The 20,474-nt window shown below is 71.3% G+C and carries 21 protein-coding genes; 9 read left to right on the top strand and 12 right to left on the bottom strand.

Annotated elements, in window-relative coordinates; translation table 11 throughout:
- Positions 1-189 (bottom strand): DUF742 domain-containing protein (locus EDD27_RS53810; RefSeq protein ID WP_127940369.1); only part of this gene is annotated, 189 nt, incomplete at its 3' end.
- A 5-nt stretch (positions 190-194) separates the two neighbouring features.
- Complete coding sequence (locus EDD27_RS53805; protein WP_127940368.1) at positions 195-533, bottom strand: roadblock/LC7 domain-containing protein; 339 nt, start codon at positions 531-533, stop codon at positions 195-197.
- A gap of 53 nt (positions 534-586) precedes the next feature.
- On the opposite strand from EDD27_RS53805, the gene EDD27_RS53800 reads away from it, so the two are divergent.
- Positions 587-1,336, top strand: coding sequence for an ABC transporter permease (locus EDD27_RS53800; RefSeq protein ID WP_241564764.1), 750 nt, complete (start codon positions 587-589; stop codon positions 1,334-1,336).
- Between the two features lie 100 nt (positions 1,337-1,436).
- Positions 1,437-2,210, top strand: coding sequence for an ABC transporter ATP-binding protein (locus tag EDD27_RS53795; RefSeq protein WP_127940366.1), 774 nt, complete (start codon positions 1,437-1,439; stop codon positions 2,208-2,210).
- A gap of 36 nt (positions 2,211-2,246) precedes the next feature.
- On the opposite strand, the gene EDD27_RS53790 is transcribed toward EDD27_RS53795, so the two are convergent.
- Positions 2,247-2,723, bottom strand: a complete 477-nt coding sequence (locus EDD27_RS53790; protein ID WP_206642061.1) for an NUDIX domain-containing protein — start codon at positions 2,721-2,723, stop codon at positions 2,247-2,249.
- Between the two features lie 8 nt (positions 2,724-2,731).
- Positions 2,732-4,012 carry a CocE/NonD family hydrolase gene (locus EDD27_RS53785; RefSeq protein ID WP_127940364.1) on the bottom strand — a complete coding sequence of 427 codons (1,281 nt, stop codon included), beginning with the start codon at positions 4,010-4,012 and terminating at the stop codon, positions 2,732-2,734.
- Here EDD27_RS53785 and EDD27_RS53780 point away from each other — a divergent pair.
- From EDD27_RS53780 to EDD27_RS53765, 4 genes are all read left to right on the top strand, one after another.
- Positions 4,011-4,703 (top strand): HpcH/HpaI aldolase/citrate lyase family protein, encoded by a 693-nt coding sequence (locus tag EDD27_RS53780; RefSeq protein WP_127940363.1) that lies wholly within the window; start codon positions 4,011-4,013, stop codon positions 4,701-4,703. The two genes, EDD27_RS53785 and EDD27_RS53780, sit on opposite strands and share 2 nt — an antisense overlap.
- 18 nt (positions 4,704-4,721) lie before the next feature.
- Entirely contained in the window at positions 4,722-5,348 is a 627-nt protein-coding gene (locus EDD27_RS53775) for a methyltransferase domain-containing protein (protein WP_206642346.1), read from the top strand.
- Between the two features lie 93 nt (positions 5,349-5,441).
- Positions 5,442-6,050, top strand: a complete 609-nt coding sequence (locus EDD27_RS53770; protein WP_127940362.1) for a TetR/AcrR family transcriptional regulator — start codon at positions 5,442-5,444, stop codon at positions 6,048-6,050.
- 4 nt (positions 6,051-6,054) lie between these two features.
- Positions 6,055-7,689, top strand: coding sequence for an FAD-dependent oxidoreductase (locus EDD27_RS53765; RefSeq protein ID WP_127940361.1), 1,635 nt, complete (start codon positions 6,055-6,057; stop codon positions 7,687-7,689).
- A gap of 6 nt (positions 7,690-7,695) precedes the next feature.
- Here EDD27_RS53765 and EDD27_RS53760 read toward each other — a convergent pair whose 3' ends face one another.
- Together EDD27_RS53760 and EDD27_RS53755 are read right to left on the bottom strand one after the other, a co-directional pair.
- Positions 7,696-8,016, bottom strand: coding sequence for a tetratricopeptide repeat protein (locus EDD27_RS53760; RefSeq protein WP_127940360.1), 321 nt, complete (start codon positions 8,014-8,016; stop codon positions 7,696-7,698).
- 1 nt (position 8,017) lies between these two features.
- Positions 8,018-9,007 carry a pirin family protein gene (locus tag EDD27_RS53755; RefSeq protein ID WP_127940359.1) on the bottom strand — a complete coding sequence of 330 codons (990 nt, stop codon included), beginning with the start codon at positions 9,005-9,007 and terminating at the stop codon, positions 8,018-8,020.
- 128 nt (positions 9,008-9,135) lie between these two features.
- On the opposite strand from EDD27_RS53755, the gene EDD27_RS53750 reads away from it, so the two are divergent.
- Positions 9,136-9,417, top strand: coding sequence for a hypothetical protein (locus EDD27_RS53750; protein WP_127940358.1), 282 nt, complete (start codon positions 9,136-9,138; stop codon positions 9,415-9,417).
- Here EDD27_RS53750 and EDD27_RS53745 read toward each other — a convergent pair.
- Together EDD27_RS53745 and EDD27_RS55185 are read right to left on the bottom strand one after the other, a co-directional pair.
- Positions 9,354-10,148 carry an SDR family oxidoreductase gene (locus EDD27_RS53745; protein WP_127940357.1) on the bottom strand — a complete coding sequence of 265 codons (795 nt, stop codon included), beginning with the start codon at positions 10,146-10,148 and terminating at the stop codon, positions 9,354-9,356. The two genes, EDD27_RS53750 and EDD27_RS53745, sit on opposite strands and share 64 nt — an antisense overlap.
- A gap of 81 nt (positions 10,149-10,229) precedes the next feature.
- The gene (locus tag EDD27_RS55185; protein ID WP_164904175.1) at positions 10,230-10,385 is read right to left on the bottom strand and encodes a hypothetical protein; all 156 of its coding nucleotides are present in this window, start codon (positions 10,383-10,385) and stop codon (positions 10,230-10,232) included.
- Between the two features lie 185 nt (positions 10,386-10,570).
- On the opposite strand from EDD27_RS55185, the gene EDD27_RS53740 reads away from it, so the two are divergent.
- Entirely contained in the window at positions 10,571-14,434 is a 3,864-nt protein-coding gene (locus tag EDD27_RS53740) for a Pls/PosA family non-ribosomal peptide synthetase (protein ID WP_127940356.1), read from the top strand.
- Entirely contained in the window at positions 14,431-15,717 is a 1,287-nt protein-coding gene (locus EDD27_RS53735; RefSeq protein WP_127941562.1) for a M1 family metallopeptidase, read from the top strand. Before EDD27_RS53740 ends, EDD27_RS53735 begins: the two co-directional genes overlap by 4 nt.
- Positions 15,718-15,779: 62 nt before the next feature.
- Here EDD27_RS53735 and EDD27_RS53730 read toward each other — a convergent pair whose 3' ends face one another.
- From EDD27_RS53730 to EDD27_RS53715, 4 genes are read right to left on the bottom strand one after another with little or no spacing between them, the layout of a single operon-like run.
- Positions 15,780-16,358 (bottom strand): GTP-binding protein, encoded by a 579-nt coding sequence (locus EDD27_RS53730; protein WP_127940355.1) that lies wholly within the window; start codon positions 16,356-16,358, stop codon positions 15,780-15,782.
- Positions 16,339-16,743: a DUF742 domain-containing protein gene (locus EDD27_RS53725; protein WP_241564763.1), complete on the bottom strand. Its 405-nt coding sequence runs from the start codon at positions 16,741-16,743 to the stop codon at positions 16,339-16,341. Before EDD27_RS53725 ends, EDD27_RS53730 begins: the two co-directional genes overlap by 20 nt.
- A gap of 22 nt (positions 16,744-16,765) precedes the next feature.
- The gene (locus EDD27_RS53720) at positions 16,766-17,188 is read right to left on the bottom strand and encodes a roadblock/LC7 domain-containing protein (protein ID WP_090935862.1); all 423 of its coding nucleotides are present in this window, start codon (positions 17,186-17,188) and stop codon (positions 16,766-16,768) included.
- Positions 17,185-20,391 carry a nitrate- and nitrite sensing domain-containing protein gene (locus EDD27_RS53715; protein ID WP_164904174.1) on the bottom strand — a complete coding sequence of 1,069 codons (3,207 nt, stop codon included), beginning with the start codon at positions 20,389-20,391 and terminating at the stop codon, positions 17,185-17,187. Before EDD27_RS53715 ends, EDD27_RS53720 begins: the two co-directional genes overlap by 4 nt.
- Positions 20,392-20,474 lie beyond the last annotated feature (83 nt).

The raw sequence follows: 20,474 nt of genomic DNA, 5'->3' as shown, positions 1-20,474 counted from the left end.
CTCCCGGTGCTCAGCGGTCGCCGAGGACACCAGAGCCTCCATCGCCAGCTTGACCTTGGGCGCCGTCCGCCCGCCGGTGACGGCGTAGGGACGCACCGGCGAGGCGGGGTCCGAACTGACGGGCGTGGGCGGCGGGGGTTCCCAGCCGCCGCTGTTCCACCCGCCGCTGTTCCACGATGGGTTCGTCACTCACATCACCTGGTCTGGCTGGCGCGCAGCTCCGCGCGCACAGCCGGAGTCAGCACCTGACCGGCGCGATCGACCATCAGCGTCATCTGGTACGCCACCAGACCCATGTCGCAGTCCGGAGCGGCCAGCACCGCCAAGCACGAGCCGTCACTGATCGCCATGATCAACATCAGGCCGCGCTGCATCTCCACGATCGTCTGGTTCACGGCGCCGCCCTCGAACACCCTGGCCGCGCCCTGCGTCAGGCTCACCAGGCCCGAGGCGATGGCGGCCAGCTGATCAGCCCGGTCGGCCGGGAAACCCGACGAAGCCGCAAGCGGCAGCCCGTCGGACGAGACGACCACCGCGTGCGCGACCCCGGGAGCGGACGGCGGCGTTCCGCTGGCTGGTGCTCGTCGTGCTGATCGTGGTCTGGGAGACCGTCACCAGGGTCGCGGGCAGCCCATTCTTCCCGGCGCCCAGCACGATCGTGGCGCGGATGCACACCATGTGGTTCTCCGGGCCGCCCACCACGTTGTTCCTGACCGACACGGCCATCGAGAACATCCTGCCGAGCCTCGGCCGGATGGCCGCCGGGTTCACCGGGGGCGCGCTGGCCGGGGTCGTGCTCGGGCTGGCGGTGGGGCTGTCCGCACGGGTGTACGACTATCTCGACGGGGTGCTGCAGTTCCTGCGCGCGATCCCGCCTCCCGCGCTGGTCAGCGTGTTCCTGGTGTTCGGGTTCGGGCTGCGGATGCAGTTGGCGTTCATCATGTTCAGCATCCTGTGGCCGGTGCTCCTCAACACCGCCGACGGCGCCCGCTCGGTGGAGCCCCTGCACCTGCAGACCTGCCAGGTGTTCCGGCTGACCCGGGCCGAACGGCTGCGCCTGGTGATCCTGCCGTCGGCGTTGCCCAAGATGTTCGCCGGTCTGCGGCTGGCCCTGTCGCTGTCCTTGATCGTCATGGTGTTCTCCGAGCTGCTGCCCGGCACCACGAACGGCATCGGATTCCAGATCACCTTCGCGAAGGACCAGACCGACCCCCTGTCCATGTGGGCCGGGATCGTGCTGCTCGGGGTGCTGGGCTACCTGCTGAACGAACTGTTCCTGGTCGTGGAGCGCCGGGTGCTCGGCTGGCACCACGCCGCTCAGCAACTCACGGAGTAGGATCAACGCCCTGAACAGGTTTACCTGACCGACATGTCCAGCTTTCCCTGCTCCGCTACAGTCTTGTGCTGACTCCGGTCTCGCCCCCCAAGGAATTCCATTGCTCGAGATAGAGAATCTCTCCCACGTTTACGGCGGCGGCACCCCGAACGCGCACCACGCCATCGAAGGCCTCAACCTGAGCGTCGCCGCGGGCGAGCTGCTGTGCATCGTCGGGCCGTCGGGCTGCGGGAAGTCGACGCTGCTGCGCTCGATCGCCGGCCTCATCACGCCGACGGGCGGCCAGGTCAAGGTCGAGGGCAACCTCGTGCGCCAGACGCCGGACAACCTGGCCGTGGTCTTCCAGGACTACAGCCGCTCGTTGTTCCCGTGGATGTCGGTGGCGGACAACGTGGCGCTGCCGCTGCGCCGCAGGAACATGGACAAGAAGGCGCGCCGCGAGGCCGCCCACGAGGCGCTGGAGTCGGTGGGGCTGTCGGGCGCGGAGCGCAAATACCCGTTCCAGCTGTCGGGCGGTATGCAACAGCGGGTGGCGATCGCGCGGGCGCTGGCGTACCGGCCGTCGTTGATGCTCATGGACGAGCCGTTCGGCTCGGTGGACGCCCAGACCCGGGAGGATCTGGAAGACCTGGTGCTCAAGGTACGCGGCCACCACCAGATGACGATCGTGCTCATCACGCACGACATCGACGAGAGCGTCTACGTCGGCGACCGCGTGGTGGTGCTGTCGAACGCGCCCGCGCACGTGGTGGGCGACCTCAAGGTGGACCTGCCCGGACCCCGCGACCAGATCACCACCCGCGAGCACCCCGACTTCGTGCACCTGCGCGCCGAGGTGGGCCGCCTGGTCCGCGGCCACGCCGCGGCCGCCTGACCCCTCCTCCCGGCGCGGAAGGCCGTCGAGCTCGGGTCAGCTGGGCCTATCGCCGTGCCGCAACAGCGCCGCGAGCGGCTCACGGATGTCGGCGGGATGCAGGTTCAGCGCGTCGAATTCCTTGGCGGTCACCCACATGAGCTCGAAGCTGTTGTCCGGACCGTGCTCGGCGGCCTCCTCCCCGGACAGGACGGGCGTGCCCGTGACGTCCGCCATCAGGAAATACGAGGCAGGACGCCGGTTGTGCCGGCCCTTCCACAGCAACCGATCGACCCTGCCCTCGAGCGTCGTCTCCTCGTACAGCTCACGCCGCGCCGCCGCCCCAGCGGCCTCGCCCTCCTCGACATGGCCGCCGGGCAGTACGGCGTAGTGGTGACCGAGGCACATCGGCCCCCGCTCGCCGTAGGCCTGGCACATGGGGCACGCCTCTGAGCTCCCCAGTCTGAGAAAGCGTTTGATGATCAGCACTCGGGCTCCGTCGACGACCACGGCGACCGCTCTGGGGATCGGCATGTGCTCGATCATGGCACAAGCCCGAGGGCCGGGCTGAGCCAGCGGGTCGTCAGCGTGACGGCCGAGCCGCCGTGGCCGAGCCGCAGTGCCACCTGGCCGGCGGGGGCGTCGGAGTCGATCTCCGGGTAGTCGTCACTGGACACCGTGACCCGGATGGTGTGTCCGGCGGGCACCCGGTAGTGGGTGGGCCAGGTGCGGAGGTCGAGGTCGTACACCTTGCCCGGGCGCACCGGGACCGCCCGCTCGTGGCCGTGCCTATGACTCGCCTTCAGCCAGCCCTGGGTGACGCGCGTGGCCGTGCCGTCAGGGGCGACGTCCTCCACCACGACCGCGATGTTGCCGTCGGCGGCGGTGAACGAAGCACGTACGCTCGCCTGGACGTCACCGGCCAGCACCAGGTCGCGCGGGAGCGGCCCGGTCTGGAACGCCAGCCGCTGCCCGGGCCCGCCCGCGACCGGCTGGGTGTTGACCTCGAACGTCCGGGTCGCCGCCGCTCCGGGATCGGGTGACAGGACGCCGTCCGCGCCGAGGCCGAGCCGTACCCGCCGGGCCCCGGAAGGCGGCCAGGTCGTGAACTGCCGCCAGCCCGTTCCGGGCGCCTCGTAGGAGGTCACCTTGGCGGCGGGCAGGGGCGCGCCGGGCCGTCGTGCCAGCCAGCGGTCCCACCAGGCGAGGTACGCCCCGTTGCCGATGTCGGCGGGCTGCCCGGCCGGCCAGCCGTGCACCCACGGGCCCGCCACCAGCCACACGTTGTGCGGGCGGGCCTGGAAGTTCTCCACCATGCCGCCGCGGTAGCGGTCGTACCAGCCGGCGATCTCCAGGACCGGGACGTCGAGGTCCGCGTAGCGGGACTTGACGCTGCGTTCGCGCCAGAAGTCGTCGTAGAGCGGATGCTGCGCGTACGTGGTCAGGGTGTCCGGGGCGACGGCGCGCTGCCAGTCGCGGATCCTGGCGGAGTAGATGCCGCCTCGGTAGATGGTGTTCTCGTACCAGTCGCTGATGCCGTCCACGGGAATGACGGCGGCCAGGTGAGGCGGCTTGTTGACGGCGACGAGCAGGGACGCGTGGCCGCCGTAGCTGACGCCGGTCTGCCCGATGCGGCCGGTCGACCATGGCCGGGCGGCCAGCCACTCGATGAGGTCGTAGTTGTCGCGCTGCTCCTGGGCGCTGAACGGGTCCAGGCGGCCTGGGGAGTCGCCCGAGCCGCGGGCGTTGCAGATCGCCGCGGCGTATCCCCGCTCGACGAAGTACGCGGCGGCCGAGGCGGTGGCGGACTCGACCGGCCCCATGGCCTTGTTCGTCCGCGTCAACGCACTGGACGGCTGGCCGGCGGCCGAGGAGCTGCGGGCGATCGCGCACGAGCGGCTCGCGGGAGTCGTGCTGCCCAAGGTGAGCGGCCCTGACGACGTGCGGCTGGCGGACCGGCTGCTCGGCTGGTGCGAACGCGAGCGCGACCTGCCCCCTGGTCACATCGCACTGGTGCCGCTGCTGGAGACGGCCACAGCGCTACGGGAGGCGTACGAGATCGGCCGGGCAGCCGGGCGGGTCGCCTACCTGGGCGCCGTCACCGCGCCCGGCGGCGACGTCGAGCGCGCCGTCGGCTACCGCTGGAGCCCGGCCGGTACCGAGACGCTGGGACTGCGTTCCCGCGTGCTCCTGGACGTGCGTGCCGCCGGCACGCCCAACCCCGTGGCCGGACTGTGGACCCGCGTCGCCGACCTCGGCGGCTTGCGTGCCTTCGCCGAGCAGAACCGCGCTCTCGGCTACGAGGGCATGATGGCGATCCATCCCTCCCACGTGCCCGCGATCAACGAGGTCTTCTCCCCCGGCCCTGAGGAACTGGACCGCTGCGCCCGGCTGGTGGCGGCCGTGGAGACGGCGCAGGCGAGCGGGTCGGGGGCGGTGCGGTTCGAGGGCGAGATGGTGGACGAGGCCATGGCCGCCACCGCCCGCCTCCTCCTTGAGCGCCACCGAGCCTGAGAAGAAGGACGGGCCCGCATCCTCGACCTCGGCTGCGGCGAGGCTGCGTGGTCACTGCGAGCGCTCGAACTCGTCCCGTCGGCCGTCGCCGACGGCGTGGACCTCTCTCCGCACGCCATCGCCGCCGCCGAACGCGCCGCGGCCGCACGCGGCCTGTCCGACCGGTTGTCGCTGCACCTGACGCCCGCCACGGAGTTCCCCGCCACCGACCCGTACGACCTGGTGCTCTGCGTCGGCTCCACCCACGCCTTCGGCGGCCTGAAGGAGACCATGGACGCCGTCTCCCGTTTCGTCCGCCCCGGCGGGCTGGCGCTGATCGGCGAGGGATTCTGGGAACGCACTCCCGATCCCGCCCTCGCCGCGGCCCTCGGGACGTTCCCCGACCTGGCCGGCACGATCGCGGCGGCGGAGTACGGCGGCTGGGTGACCGTCTACGGCCATGTGAGCGACCTGGCCGAATGGGACGAGTATGAGTTGTCGTGGACCGGCACGCTGGCCCGCTGGGCCGCCGCAACCCCGCCCCCGATGGCGAGCACGCCATGGCCGTCATGCCGGAGCACCGTGACATGTGGCTCACCGGCTACCGCGGCGTGCTCGGTTTCGTCACCCTCCTGCTCCAGCGTGTGTGAGCAGCGGTTGCCCTAGAGCCACCCATCACACGCCCGTTTCTATCAATTGATTGACAGCCTTCAGGGCCTGCGGCTAGCTTTCTATCAGTTGATAGAAAGGGCGGGCACCATGACGGTCAAGCGCGCCAGGCCCGGGCCACGCGCCGAGGAACGCCGCGAGCGACTGATCTCCGCGGGCTACCGCGCCATGGTCCGCTCCGGCCTGGAGGGGGCGCGCACCCGCGACATCGCCGCCGAGGCCGGCATCACGGTCGCCACCCTGCACTATTACTTCCCCACCAAGAACGACCTGGTCCGAGCCGTGCTGGAGCACACGATCCGTGAGCAGATGCTCGCTCCCCTGCGGTTGGACGCCGACTGGGACGACGGGCCGGCCGCACTGCGGACGATGCTCACCGGGCTGTCCCGCCAGGCCGAGGCGGAGCCGGGACGTTTCCGGCTGCTCAACGAGATGACCTGGGCCGCGCGTGAGGACGCCGAACTGCGAGCCATGCTCGCCACCTGGCACGGCGCCTGGCACGAGACCATCGTCGAATGGTTGCGCGCCGGGCAGCGCGACGGACGCGTACGCGGCGATATCGACACGGACGCCGCCGCAACCATGATCGTCTACCTCGTCCTCGGCATGGTGATGCGCCCTCCCCTTCCTGCCGGTGTCGAGGAGCACGTCAGTGACGAGCTCCACCGGCTGCTGGCCGCCTTCGAGCCAAAGGAATGACGACATGTCTCAGGAACGCACGCACGTGTTGATCGCCGGCGGGAGCCTGGTCGGCCTGTCCATCGCCCTGTTCCTGCGGCGGCACGGCGCGGACGTGGTGCTGGCCGAACGCCATCCCGGCACGTCCATCCACCCGCGCACCCCTGGCTACAACGCCCGGACCATGGAACTGTTCCGGGCGGCGGGGCTGGAGGAGGCCGTACGCGCCGCCGGCCCCTGGCAGCTGACCGGCTCCGGACTGCTGTGGGCCGAGAGCCTGACCAGCCCCAACCACCACTGGCTCAGCCCACCGAACGCCCGTGGCGCCCAGGAAGGTTTCTCCGACGTCAGCCCCTGCGACGACGCGGTCCTGTCCCAGGACGTGCTCGAGCCGGTGTTACGTGAGCACGCGGAAGCGCTCGGAGCCGACCTGCGCTTCGGAACCGAGCTCCAGTCGTTCGACAACGGGCCGGAGGGGATCTCCGCGATCCTGGCCGACCGCGCCACCGGCGCCCGCACCATGGTGCACGCCGACTACCTCGTCGCCGCCGACGGCGCGAACAGCCCCATCCGCGCCCGGCTCGGCGTCGGCCGGAGCGGTGTGGGTGTGCTGGAGCACGTCGCCGGCATCATGGTCCGCGCCGACCTCGGTGACGCGCTCGGCGACAAAAGCTTCGCCATCTGCCAAGTGAACAACCCAGGCTTCTCCGGCATGGTCCGGGTCATCGGCGACAAGATGGCGCTGCACGTCCCGTACCGTCCCGACCTCGGGGAGAGCCCCGGCCAGTTCACCCCGGAGAGATGTGTGGAGCTGGCCAGGGCGGCCGCGGGCATCCCCGACCTGGCGGTCGAGCCGCTCGACGTCCTGCCGTGGCAGACCACCGCCGCCGTGGCCGATCGGTTCGCGGCGGGCCGGGTGTTCCTGGCCGGGGATGCCGCCCATGTCATGCCTCCCGCCGGAGCATATGGGGCCAACACCGGCATCCAGGACGCAGCCAACCTCGCCTGGAAACTCGCCTACGTCGTGCGCGGTTGGGCGAGCCTGGCCCTCCTCGACACCTACGACGCCGAACGGCGGCCCGTCGCCCAGTTGACCGTGGACCAGGCACTGGCCACGGGCAGGGAGTGGTTCGGCGCCGCCTTGCCCTCGGACGCGGGAGCGATCGAGCTCCTTGACGAGGTGACTCTGAAGTTCGGCTACCGGTACGGCCCCGGCGACCCCTTCGAGGACCCGCGGCACCCCAGCGGCGCTCCCGGCACCCGGGCTCCCCACGTGTGGCTGGAGCGGGACGGCAAGCAGGTGTCCACCGTGGACCTGTGGGCCGATGGGCTCGTGCTCCTGGCGGGACCGGGCGGCGCGGCCTGGACGGAGGCCGCTGCCCGCATCGCCGAACGCGACGGACAGCCGCTGAGGCCTTACCGGCTCGCCGGACGCGACGGACTACCGTCGACGACGAGCCGGCTCACAGACGGGGGAGCTCCCTTCGTCATAGACCGCGACAACCGCTGCCTGGCTGCGTTCGGAATCACCAGCACAGGCGCGGTGCTGATCCGCCCGGACGGATTCATCGGGTGGCGTGCTCCGGAAACGGCCGGGCGCCGCTGCGGGGCCGTACTCGACGACGCCTGCCGCCAAGTGCTCGGCCGGGCGAATTCCTGAGCGACCTCACTCCCCCGTCATCGCGGCGTGGAGCCGCAGGTACGGCTCGGCTTCCTTCGGCCTGCTCTGGCGCTGCAGCGTGCGGCCGAGCAGCAGGCAGGCGTACCCCTCGGCCGGGTCGCGCTCCAGGATCACCCGGAGCTCGGCCTCGGCCCGGCCGAGCTGGGCCGAGTGGTAGTAGGCACGGGCCAGCAGCAGGCGGGCCGCCAGGTTCTCCGGGGCGGCCGCGACCACCTCGGCCAGGATGCGAGCGGCCCCGATGTAGTCCTCCGAGTCGAAGAACAGGCGGCCGCGCTCGTACTGCTCGGCCAGGTTCTCGATGACCATGTCATTCCTCTCCCGGGACGGGCCCGTCGGCGTGCGGGACACGTTCGGCGGGAACGACGCCCAGGCGGCCGGCCTGGTAGTCCTCCATCGCCTGAACGATCTCGGCGCGGGTGTTCATCACGAAGGGGCCGTAGTGGACGACCGGCTCCCGGATCGGCTGCCCGCCGAGCAGCAGCACCTCCAGGTTGGGCTCGGCCTGGGGCTGGGCGGTGTCGGCGGCGACGGTGATCGCCCCGCCCTGGCCGAAGACGACCAGCTGCCCCTTGCGCACCGGCCTGCGCTCCTCCCCGGCGAAGCCCTGCCCGGCCAGCACGTACGCGAGGGCGTTGAAGCCGGGGTTCCACGGCACCTCCAGCCGCGCGCCGGGGCTCACGGTCGCGTGCACCATCGTGATCGGGGTGAACGTGACGCCGGGACCGGCGTGCCCGTCCAGCTCACCGGCGATCACCCGCAGCAGCGCGCCGCCGTCGGCCGAGGCGAGCAGCGCCGCCTGGCGACCGCGGATGTCCTGGTAGCGGGGCAGGTGGAACTTGTGGGCGCGGGGCAGGTTGACCCACAGCTGCACGCCGTGGAACAGCCCGCCCGACACCACCAGGTGCTCCGGGGGCTTCTCGATGTGCAGCAGCCCGGACCCGGCGGTCATCCACTGGGTGTCGCCGTCGGTGATCGTGCCACCGCCGCCGTTGGAGTCCTGGTGCTCGAAAATGCCGTCGAGGATGTAGGTGACGGTCTCGAAGCCGCGGTGCGGGTGCCAGGGGGTGCCCTTGGGCTCGCCGGGCGCGTACTCGATCTCGCCCATCTGGTCCATGTGGATGAACGGGTCCAGCGCGGACTGCGGCACGCCGGCGAACGCCCGCCGCACCGGGAAGCCCTCGCCCTCGAACCCGCTGGGCGCGGTCGTCACCGACCGCACGGGGCGGCGTCCGACGACGGCCGGGTCGGGTACGGCGACGCGCGGCAGTGTCAGGGTGTCGGCGGTGATGGCGGGCATGACCCCTCCTAGCTGTTGAAAGTTCAATCAGTGCTCGCCTCAACGCAGACCCCACACTCCGCATTCCCGGATGCACATATACGACCGATCGGTCGTGCCCACATGACACCCGACGAAGTGGCAGCACCGTGCTGAAGTCGCGCCGGATCGCCGGACCCGCGGCGGCGGAGCCCGGCCCGCTGGTGGCCGCACTGACCGACTTCCGGATGAACCGGATCCTCGACCTGCCCGGCATCGCCCGGCGCGGCCTGTCGCTGAGCCGCCTGTGGCCGACGCTGCCGGGGGCGGTGGGCATGTGGCTGTGGACCGACGTGGCCACCCGCCGGGTGGGTTCGCTCTGCCTGTCCTACTGGCCTCCGCTTTCCCGCTCGGCCAGGAAGTCCTCCCAGGTCCGGCGGCCGACGGCGTGATCGGGAGCGAGGTTGGCGCCGGCACGGAACGCGGCCGCGGCTTTGCCCGGACTCCGGACCGGCAGGATCAGCCGCCGCTTGCCGGTGGCCTTCACGTAGTCGCGGGCCAGCTCCTCCATCCGGTACACGCGCGGCCCGGCGATGTCAGGCACGAGCCCGGCCGGCTGGTCCAGGGCGAGCTCGACCAGCCGGGCCGCCACCTCACCGGCGTCGACCGGCTGGAACCGGACACCGCCCCACGTCATCAGCACCGGTAGCTTGGCCATCATCCCCAGCGTCAGCCAGACCCAGTCGTGGAACTGGGTGGCACGCAGCGTGGTCCACGGCAGTCCGGACTCGGCGATGATCTGCTCGGCCTCCCGCTTGGCCGCGAAGTAGCCGAACATCGCGCGGTCGATGCCGCTGACGACCGGGACCCGATCGGCGCCGACGACCGAGACGAACACCACATGCGGGGCACCCGCCTGCGACGCCGCCCGCACCAGGTTCCGAGCCTTGACCTCATCGCCCTTGGCGCTCCCTGCACAGTGCACGATCGTCTCTACGCCGTCCACCGCGGCCTGGAGCCCCTCACCGGTGGAGATGTCGCCGGTCACGTACTCGATGCCGTCCTCGGGCGCGTGGGGGCCCCGGGTGAGCACCCGTACCTCGCAGCCGGCCTTCCGCAGCAGCGGCACCACCAGGCGTCCCAGCGTGCCCGTCCCACCGGTGACCAGGATCGGTGACGTCATGACTTCCTCCTCGTTTGCAGGTCTCTGGTGCGATGAACCGCGGCGAGTGAGAAATGTGACACGGGGGTACGCGGGCGGTTGCTAGCTCGGCACGTCCTTGATGTCGTACTCGCCGCTCTCAGCCAGCACGCGGCGATCGCCGCCACCGTGCGAATCGGCCGCCTGAGCTGCGTGAACGCAGGCCACAACGGCAGTGGCGGCCAGCGCCGCCGTCAGGATCATCTTCTTCGTCTTCATGCCCGACACTCTGGCGGCCGCCGCTTGGGTGTCAGTTGCAATCGGCGTGGGGCGCCAGACTCGCAGCGGCTTCAGGAATAGCATCAGATGCCGGGGCCGTTGGGCACGAGGGCCACGAAGGATCTGGATGCCGCGGCATATGCCCTCCCGGGGGAGGCGCCACCGCCTGACTCAGGGAGCAGCTTTTGTCTCGCAACTCGGCCGATTTACGTCCCAGGACCGCCTCCGCGGTCTATCCCGCCGGTCTGCTGGCGTCGCCACCCCGCACGTTGCTCGACATCCTCGACGAGACCACGCGCCTTCATCCCGAGGCGCCTGCGCTGGACGACGGCACCGTGCGCCTCGACTATCGCTCGTTGCGTGCCGAGGTGGACCGGGTCGCCGGCGAGCTCGCGGAAGCCGGCATCGGCCGCGGCGCCAGGGTCGGCGTGCGCATCGCGTCCGGGACCGCCGAGTTGTACGTCTCCATCCTCGCCGTGCTCGCGGCCGGCGCCGCGTACGTGCCCGTCGACGCCGACGACCCGGACGAACGGGCCGAACTGGTCTTCACAGAAGCCCGGGTCGACGCCGTCATCGGCGACAACCTGACGATCCGCGAAGGCGCGGGAACGGCCGCCGCGCCGTCCGGGAGCCTGGGAACGGCTCCGGCGGCGCCGCTGCCGGACGACGACGCGTGGATCATCTTCACGTCCGGGTCCACCGGCAGGCCGAAGGGCGTCGCCGTGACGCACCGGTCCGCGGCCGCCTTCGCCGACGCGGAAGCGGGGCTCTTCCTTCATGAGCGGCCGCTGGGCCCCGGCGACCGGGTGCTGGCCGGGCTCTCCGTGGCCTTCGACGCCTCCTGTGAGGAGATGTGGCTGGCCTGGCGGCACGGCGCCTGCCTCGTGCCCGCGCCCAGGGCCCTCGTACGCACCGGGTTGGACCTGGGACCCTGGCTGGCGGCCCAGCGCATCACGGCCGTCTCCACCGTGCCGACGCTGGCCGCGCTCTGGCCCGTCGAGCATCTCGGCGGGATCCGGCTGCTCATCTTCGGCGGCGAGGCATGCCCTCCGGAGCTCGCGGAGCGGCTCGCCGTTCCGGGCCGGGAGGTGTGGAACACGTACGGGCCCACCGAGGCGACCGTCGTCGCGTCCGCGGCCCGGCTCACGGGCGACGGGCCCGTACGCATCGGGCTGCCCCTCGACGGGTGGGACCTGGCGGTGATCGGCGACTCGGGCGAGCCGGTGGCCATGGGCGAGACCGGCGAGCTCGTCATCGGGGGCGTGGGGCTGGCCCGCTACCTGGACCCGGTGAAGGACGCCGAGAAGTATGCGCCGCTGCCATCGCTGGGCTGGGAACGCGCCTACCGCAGCGGTGACCTCGTACGGGCCGACCCCGAGGGCCTCGTCTTCGTCGGCCGGGCCGACGACCAGGTGAAGCTCGGCGGGCGCAGGATCGAGCTGGGCGAGGTGGACGCCGCGTTGCAGGCATTGCCCGGCGTCACCGGCGCCGCCGCCGCCGTCCGCACCGCGGGCGGCGGCCACCAGGTGCTCGTGGGGTACGTCGTCACCGGACCCGGCTTCGACGCCGGTGAGGCGCGCGAGCTGCTCGCCGACTCGCTACCCGCCGCCCTGGTGCCGCGCCTGGCGCCGGTCGACTCGCTCCCGACCAGGACCTCGGGCAAGATCGATCGTGACGCGCTGCCCTGGCCGCTGGCCGAGCCGTCCGCGCCCGCAGCCGAGTGGAGCCCGGCCGAGGCGCTGCTGGCGGAGCGGTGGACCGGCATCCTCGGCGTGGCGCCCGAAGGACCCGGCGCGGACTTCTTCGCCGACGGCGGCACCAGCCTGGCCGCGGCCAGGCTGGTCTCCGTGCTGCGCCCCGACTACCCGGATGTGGCGGTGGGCGACGTGTACGCACAGCCGACGCTCGCCGGACTGGCGCGGCTCCTGGTGGCGGGGAGCGGGCGCGAGCCCGCGCGGCCGCCCGTGACTCCCATGCCCCGGCGGGCCGCCCTGGTGCAGTCCTTGCTCATGGTCCCGCTGCTCACCGTCGGCGCGATGCGCTGGATCGTGCTGCTCGCCGCGCTCAACAACCTGCTCGCACCGGCATGGGCACCGGCTCTGTCGTGGTGGTGGGTGGCCCTGGGCGGACTGGCGTTCGTCACGCCCATGGGACGGATGGGCCTGTCCGCGGCGGTGGCCCGGCTGCTGCTGCGCGGCGTACGGCCGGGCAGCCACCCACGAGGGAGCGGCGTCCATCTGAGACTGTGGTTCGCCGAGCAGTTCGCGGCCAGGCTCGGTGTCCCCGACCTGGCCGGCGCGCCCTGGATGGCGTGGTACGCCCGGCTGCTCGGCGCCAAGGTAGGCGTGGACGCCGACCTGCACTCGCCACCGCCCGTCACCGGACTGCTCAGGCTGGGCCGTGGCGCGTCGGTCGAGCAGGAGGTCGACCTCAGCGGCCACTGGTACGACGGCGACCTGCTGCACATCGGCGAGATCCGGATCGGCGCGGGCGCCATCGTCGGTTCCCGCTCGACGCTGCTACCCGGTGCGCGGATCGGGAAGAACTCCCGGATAGCTCCGGGATCGGCGGTCTCCGGCGCCGTGCCCTCGGGCGAACTCTGGGCCGGCGTGCCGGCGTTCAGGCAGGGCAAAGCCCGTAAACCGGGAGAGCGGGCCACCCGGTCCCGCTTCTGGGCGTCGCTGTACGGCCTGACCGCCATCGCACTCAGCCTGCTCCCGGCGGTCGCGGCCGGAGCCGGCCTCGCGGTCCTGGCCACGTTCGCGGGGGACGCCCGCACGCTCGGCGATGCCCTCGCCGCCGCTCTGACCGGCGTACCGCTGGCGACGATCGCCGGTATGGCGGCCTTCGCCCTGATCACGCTGGTCAGCGTGCGCTTGCTCGGGCTGCGCCTGCACCCGGGGCAACATCCGGTGCACAGCCGCCAGGCCTGGCAGGCCTGGGCGACCGGACGCCTGATGGCCTCGGCACGCGTCTGGCTCTTCCCGCTGTACGCGAGCGTCCTGACCCCCGCGTGGCTGCGAGCCCTCGGCATGAAGGTGGGCCGAGGCGTCGAGCTGTCCACGGTCCTCGCACTGCCCACGATGACGTCGGTCGGCGACGGCGCCTTCCTGGCGGACGACACGATGGTGGCCCCGTACGAGCTCGACGGCGGCTGGATGCGCATCGCGTCCGCGCGGATCGGCAAGCGCGCCTTCCTCGGCAACTCCGGGATGACCGCGCCGGGCCGCAAGGTGCCCAAGGACGGCCTGGTCGGGGTGCTCTCGGCGGCGCCGAAGAAGGCCAAGTCCGGCTCCTCCTACGTGGGCATGCCTCCCATGGAGCTGCGCCGCACCGCCGAAGCGGCCGACAGGAGCCGGACCTACGACCCGCCCGCGCGGTACAAGGCGGCCAGGGCGCTCGTCGAGGTCTTCCGCGTGGTGCCCGCGATGGGCGCGGTGGCGCTCGCCGTCCTGGTCGCCGCCGCCTTCGAAGGGCTCGCGGCAGGCTACGGCTTCGCCGCGGCGGCCGCCCTGTCCGGCGTCGTCATGCTGGCCGCCGGGGTGCTCGCGGCGGCGGTCGCGACAGCCGCCAAGTGGGCGCTGGTCGGCCGGATCGGGATCGGGAACCAGCCGCTGTGGAGCTCGTTCGTGTGGCGCAACGAGCTGGCGGACAACTTCGTCGAAGTGCTGGCCGCCCCCTGGTTCGCGCAGCCGTGGCTGGGCACCGCGCCGCTGAACGTGTGGCTGCGTTCGCTCGGGGCACGCATTGGGCATGGGGTCACGTGTGACACGTACTGGCTTCCCGAGGCGGATCTTGTGACACTTGGCGACGGTGCGTGCGTCAACCGGGGCTGCGTTCTGCAGACACATCTCTTCCATGACCGCGTCATGAGCATGGACACGGTGACGCTCGAGGCCGGCGCGACGCTGGGCCCGCACGGCGTGGTGCTGCCGGCCGCGAGGGTGGGCGCGGACACCACGATCGGCCCCGCCTCGCTGGTCATGCGCGGCGAGACCGTGCCGAGCCGGGCCAGGTGGTTCGGCAACCCCATCTCGGCGTGGCGATGACGTCATACTTCCCAGAGCACGGCGACCACCGGTACGGCGTCACGCACTACGACCTGACGCTGAGCTACCGGGTCCAGGCCAACCGGCTCGACGGCACGGCACGGCTGACGGTGTCCGCCGCTGAACCTCTCAGCGCCCTCGACCTGGACCTCGGCAAGTTCCGGGTTTCGGGCGTCACCGTGGACGGCGGCGCCGCCCGCTATTCGTACGGCAGGGGCAAGCTACGCGTGAGCCTGCCCAGGTCGCTGCCCGCGGGAGCGCGCGCCGGGGTGGAGGTGCGCTACTCGGGCAGCCCCGTACCGGTGCCGAGCCCTTGGGGCGGCCTGGGCTGGGAGGAGCTGACCGACGGCGCGCTCGTCGCCGGCCAGCCGATCGGCGCGCCTTCCTGGTTCCCGTGCAACGATCGGCCCGACGACAAGGCGTCCTACCGGATCTCCGTGACGACCGCGTCGCCGTACCACGTCATCGCGAACGGCGTGCTCGTCGGCAAGCGCCGCGCGGGCGCGAACACGACGTGGATCTACGATCAGACCGAGCCCATGGCGAGTTACCTGGCCAGCGTGCAGATCGGGCGTTACCAGCTCTCGGACGTCGCCGGCACCCGGCTGGCGTACCCGGCGCGCCTCGCCACGCGGGTGCGGCGGGACTTCGGCCGGCAGGGCGAGATGATGGAGCTGTTCACCGACCTGTTCGGGCCCTATCCGTTCACCGGCTACACCGTCGTGGTGGCCGACGACGACCTGGACATCCCGGTCGAGGCCCAGGGCATGTCGATCTTCGGCAGGAACCATGTCGACGGCATGCGCGGGTTCGAACGCCTCATCGCGCACGAGCTGGCGCACCAGTGGTTCGGCAACAGCCTCACCGTGGCCTGCTGGCGCGACATCTGGTTGCAGGAGGGCTTCGCCGCCTACGCCGAGTGGCTCTGGTCGGAGGCGTCCGGCGGCCCGCCCGCGGGTGCCCACGCCCAGCGCTGGCACCAAAGGCTCGCCCTGCTTCCGCAGGACTTCGTCCTGGCCGATCCCGGCGCGGCCATGCTGTTCGACGACCGCGTCTACAAGCGGGGCGCGCTGACCCTGCACGCGTTGCGCCGGGCCCTCGGCGACGAGGTCTTCTTCCGGGTGCTGCTCGCCTGGACGACCGAGCGGCGGCACGGGAGCGTCACCACGCAGGAGTTCGCCGGACACGTCCAGCGGCACACCTCCCGGCCGGCCGGACCGCTGCTGTCCTCCTGGCTGTACGGCAAGCCGCTCCCACCCATGGACCCGCCTCCGCGCCTTTGAGCCCCGCCGGAGGGGGTGGGTGCCGCCAGGGAACCTACGGCCAGACGGCACCCGGTGAACGTCTATACGGGCGTGTGCATGTGGCGGGTCAGGGCGTGCTCCACCAAGGTGATCAGAGTCGACTTCACCGACTCCCGCTGCCGGGCGTCCAGGCGCACGATCGGGATGTGTCCGCCGACGGACAGGGCCTCGCGGATTTCCTCATCCGCATGTGCGAACTGGCCGTCCCAGCCGTTGATGCCGATCACGAAGGGCAGTTTCGCCTCTTCGAAGTAGTCGATCGCGGGGAAGCTGTCGGCCAGGCGGCGGGTGTCCACCAGGACGACCGCGCCGATCGCGCCCCGCACCAGGTCGTCCCACATGAACCAGAACCGGTGCTGCCCGGGCGTGCCGAACAGGTACAGGATCAGGTCACGGTCCAGCGAGACCCGGCCGAAGTCCATGGCGACGGTCGTGGTCGTCTTGTTCGGCGTGAGCGAGACATCGTCGACGTGCGCGGAGGCGTCGGTCATGACCGCCTCCGTGGTGAGCGGGAGGATCTCCGACACCGCACCCACGAACGTCGTCTTGCCCACGCCGAAGCCCCCGGCCACGACGATCTTCGTCGAGGTCAGGCCGGGACTAGAGCCTGCGAAGTCCACTGAGCACCCTTTCGAGCAAGTTGAGGTCCGGCTTTCCCGCGTCCAGCGCAGGCTGGTGCACGCGGATCAGGCCTTCCGACGCCATGTCGGCGATCAGCACCCGGACCACGCCAAGGGGCTGGCGTAAAAGGGCGGAGATTTCAGCAACCGACCGGACGTTCCGGGTCAGTTGGATGATCGCCTGATACTCCGGACTCAGTAGGGAAATGTCTTGGTATTCCGACGTCACGGAGGACACCAGTGCCTCCATGGCGAACTTCATCCGCGGCGCGGTACGCCCCCCGGTCACGGCATACGGCCGGACCAGGGAGCTCGGCTTCTGCGGACGGGGAGCCGCCGGATGCGGCGGAGTGCTATCACCAGCCCAACCCTGACCTGTCACCATGATCTCCTGTCACACGCCCCCGCTAGCGAGGGCGGGCCGCTTGCAGCTCAGCGCGTACGGCCGGAGTGAGAACCTGCCCCGCCCGTTCGACCAGCAGGGTCATCTGGTACGCCACCAGGCCCATGTCACAGTCCGGTGCGGCCAGGACCGCCAAACAGGATCCATCGCTGATGGACATGATCATCAATAGCCCGCGCTGCATCTCGATGACGGTCTGCGTCACCATACCGCCTTCGAAGACCCGCGCGGCGCCCTGGGTCAAACTGATCACACCAGAGGCGACCGCCGCGAGCTGGTCGGCCCGGTCCTTGGGAAAACCCTCGGAGAAGGCCAGCGGCAAGCCGTCGGACGAGACCACGACCGTGTGCGCGACACCTGGCACGTTGTTCACGAAATCCGTGATCAGCCAGCTAATGCCGCGTGCTCCCTGGCTCATCTCTCTCATTTGTCCTCCTCATTCTCTTCGCCGCGGGTGAACGCCCGGCCCTGCCGGACACCCTGCTGGAAGCTGGAGAGCCGGTTACGCAGTCGCTCAGGCGAGATCTGCGGCGCCGGTGACGTGGGCTGGGGCTCGGCGAGGCTGGCCGTTCCGGGCACCAGGTTGGCCTTGGGGACGCGGCGCGGCAGGCCCGAGGCGGTCGTGCCGCCCAGCGTGGGCTGCGCGGCCGCCTGCGCGGCCTGGAAGCCGGAGTCCGCGGGAGACGACCAGGACGCGCCCGCGCCCGACTGACCCGGCTTGCGCTGCGGCAACGACGTCCTCCCCGAAGGCGCGGGCGAGTCCGCCGGGATGGCCGGATGCACCGCGGTGATCTCCGGCTCGTCCTCTGCCGAGTGCCTTGCCCTCGCCTGAGGCGCTGCCTGTGGTTGAGACTCGTCCGAGAACGGGGGCTCGGAACGTGGCCTCAGCTGCTCGGGGTCCGGCCGGCGGAACCAGTCCGAGCCGACCGACGAGAAGATCGGCAGGTACTCCTCGTTCTGCTCCTCCATGGGCGAGTTGCGCACCACCGGGAGCGGGCCGGTCATGTCCTGGGAGGAGTAGCGGCCGGGCCCGAACGGGTCGTAGTCGGAGCGCCCGTTCTGCTCGAACCTGTCGGCGGGCTTGGGCTCCTGGGCGAACGGGGCGCGGTGGTCATCGCCGAACTGCGGCGCGGGCCGGTCCTCCGACTCGAACAGCGACCTGCGCGGCAGCGGATCGGCAAAGGACGACCACCCGGCGGACGGCTCCTCCCGGTCCTTCGGCGGCTCCGTGGAGAACGAGGGCCAGCGCGGCTCCTCCTCCTGCAGGGGCGGCGGCTGCTCGGCGAAGGACGGCCACTGGTTCTCCGCGAACGACTGAGGCTGCGCCGGAGCGGGCGGCGGCTCCTCCGCGAACGACGGCCAGCGCGAGTCCTCGAACCAGCGGTGATCCTCCTGCTGCCGGCCGGCAGGCGGTTCCTCGGCGAACGACGGCCAGCGCGGCTCGTCGCTCAGGCCACCTGGCGTCACGCCCGGCGCCCCGGCAGGCGTCCCACCCACCGGCTGCTCCCCGAACGCGGCCGGCTGCTCGCCAAAGGCCGCAGGCTGCTCGCCGAAGGACGGCCAGGCACCGGTCCCGGGTGCGGGCAACGAGCCCGGCCACTGGGTGTCCACCACCTGTTCGGACGGATCCACGGACTGGGCGCCGTGCCGCGGCCCCGACCCGTTCGTCGACGGCTCAGCGAACATGCTCGGGTCGAACGTCGTGAACGCCTCGTACTGCCCGCCCCTCTGGGGCACCCCGGCCGCGCTGGTGATCAGGACGTCGGGCAGCATGACCAGCGCGCTCAGGCCACCGGTCTCCCGCATGCTGAGCTGGACCCTGATGCCGTGCCGCAGCGCCAGCCGGCCGACCACGAACAGGCCCATGCGCCGCGACACCGACACGTCCACGACCGGCGGGTTGGCCAGCCGCCAGTTGGTCTCGGCCAGTTCCTCCTGGCTCATGCCGATGCCCAGGTCGTTGATGGTGACCAGCACGCCGCCCTCGGCAGGCGTGCTGGTGACCGTGACCTTGCTCTCGCGCGGGGAGAACGAGATCGCGTTCTCGATCAGCTCGGCCAGCAAGTGGACGGCGTCGGTGACGGCCGGGCCGACGATCAGCGTGCCGGACGGAATCTGGATCTGGACGCGTTCGTAGTTCTCGACCTCCGACAACGAGGCCCGGGCGATGTCGACCAGCGGCACCGGCTCGCTCCACTTGCGCGCGGCCTCCTGGCCGGCGAGGACCAGGAGGTTCTCGCTGTTGCGGCGCATGCGGGTGGCCAGGTGGTCGAGGCGGAAGAGGTTCGCGAGCCGCTGCTCGTCCTCCTCGCCCTGCTCCAGGCCCTCGATGAGCTGCAGCTGCCGCTCGACGAGCGTCTGGCTGCGGCGGGAGAGGTTGACGAACATGGCGTTGACGTTGGCACGCAGCTTGGCCTCGTCGCCGGCCAGCCGGATCGCCTCGCGGTGGACCTCGTCGAACGCCCGCGCCACTTCACCGATCTCGTCGCGGGAGTTGACGCCGACCGTCGGCACCTCGGGAACGTGCGCGCCCTCACCCTGCTCGCGCAGCACGCGGACGGTCTCGGGCAGCCGGGTGGTGGCGACCTGCAGCGCCTCGGCCCGGAGCCGCCGCAGCGGGCGGACCAGCGAGCCGGCCACGCGGGTGGTGATGATCAGGACGAGCAGCAGCAGGACGAGAATCATCGCGCCGGAGATGATCGCGCTGCGCTGCTCGGCGTCGCTCAGCTCGCGGGTCCTGGCCACGAGCTCGGTGGCCAGGTCCTCCTCGGCCTCGCGCATGGCGGTGGCGGTCACCGCCATGCCGTCGTGCCAGAGGGTCAGGTCGCGGGAGGTGGTGACGTCGAGATCCCGGATCCGGTTGTACTCCCGCATCTGGGCCAGCGCGCGCTGCCGCATGGCGTCGGTGCGGTCGATCTGCCTTCCCCTGACGAGCTGCCGGTACTCCTGCAGATGCTCGGGCTCGGCGACCTGCTCGAAAGTGACCAGCTCGGCCTGCTGCGTCTCCCAGGAGCCCAGGAAGTCGGTGAGCGCCTCGTTGTCCAGCTGGCGCTGGACAAGCGCGACGAGGAGGATGACCTGCTGGCGCGAGACCTCCTCCTTCATGCCCTCCAGCGCGCCGAGCGCGGCCACGTCCCGCTGCACATGGTCGTCGTTGACGCCGCCGGCCAGGCTGGAGTTGACCGACGACAGGACCTCGATCATGGTGGTGTACGTGTTGATGGCCGCGCGTGGCGGCACGTTCGCCGCCACCATGGAGTTGCGCAGGCTGTCGAGGCCGTCGAGCCAGCGGCGCGCGTCCTCCGCGCCTTCGCGGAGGCGCTCCGAGTACGACTCGTCGATGCCGGACACGGCGCTCAACACCAGCGCCTTGGCCTCGTCCGTGGCCTGTCGCTGAGTCTTCAGCTGGACGAGCCGCCCGGCCCGGCGGTCGGTGACGTACCACGCGGTGAGCGTGCGCTCCTTGGCGAGCTCGTGGTTGAGCCCGCCGATGCGCTGGACGAGCTCGGCCGCCTTGGTCAGGCGCTGGTACTCGACGCTGGTGCCGATGGCGTTGGCCAACTGGATGCCGGCGAGGAGCACGCCCACCACCGTGGGGATGAGGATGAGCGCGACCAGCCTCGAGCGCACACGCCAGTTAGCCAGCCGGAATCTTCCGCCTGCGTACTCCCCAGGCCGAGTGTGCCTGGGGTTTTTCGTCCTCACTGAGTCTC

Origin of the sequence: Nonomuraea polychroma (assembly GCF_004011505.1) — a bacterium.
Taxonomy (GTDB): domain Bacteria; phylum Actinomycetota; class Actinomycetes; order Streptosporangiales; family Streptosporangiaceae; genus Nonomuraea; species Nonomuraea polychroma.
This window is presented reverse-complemented; position numbering and strand designations above follow the sequence as displayed.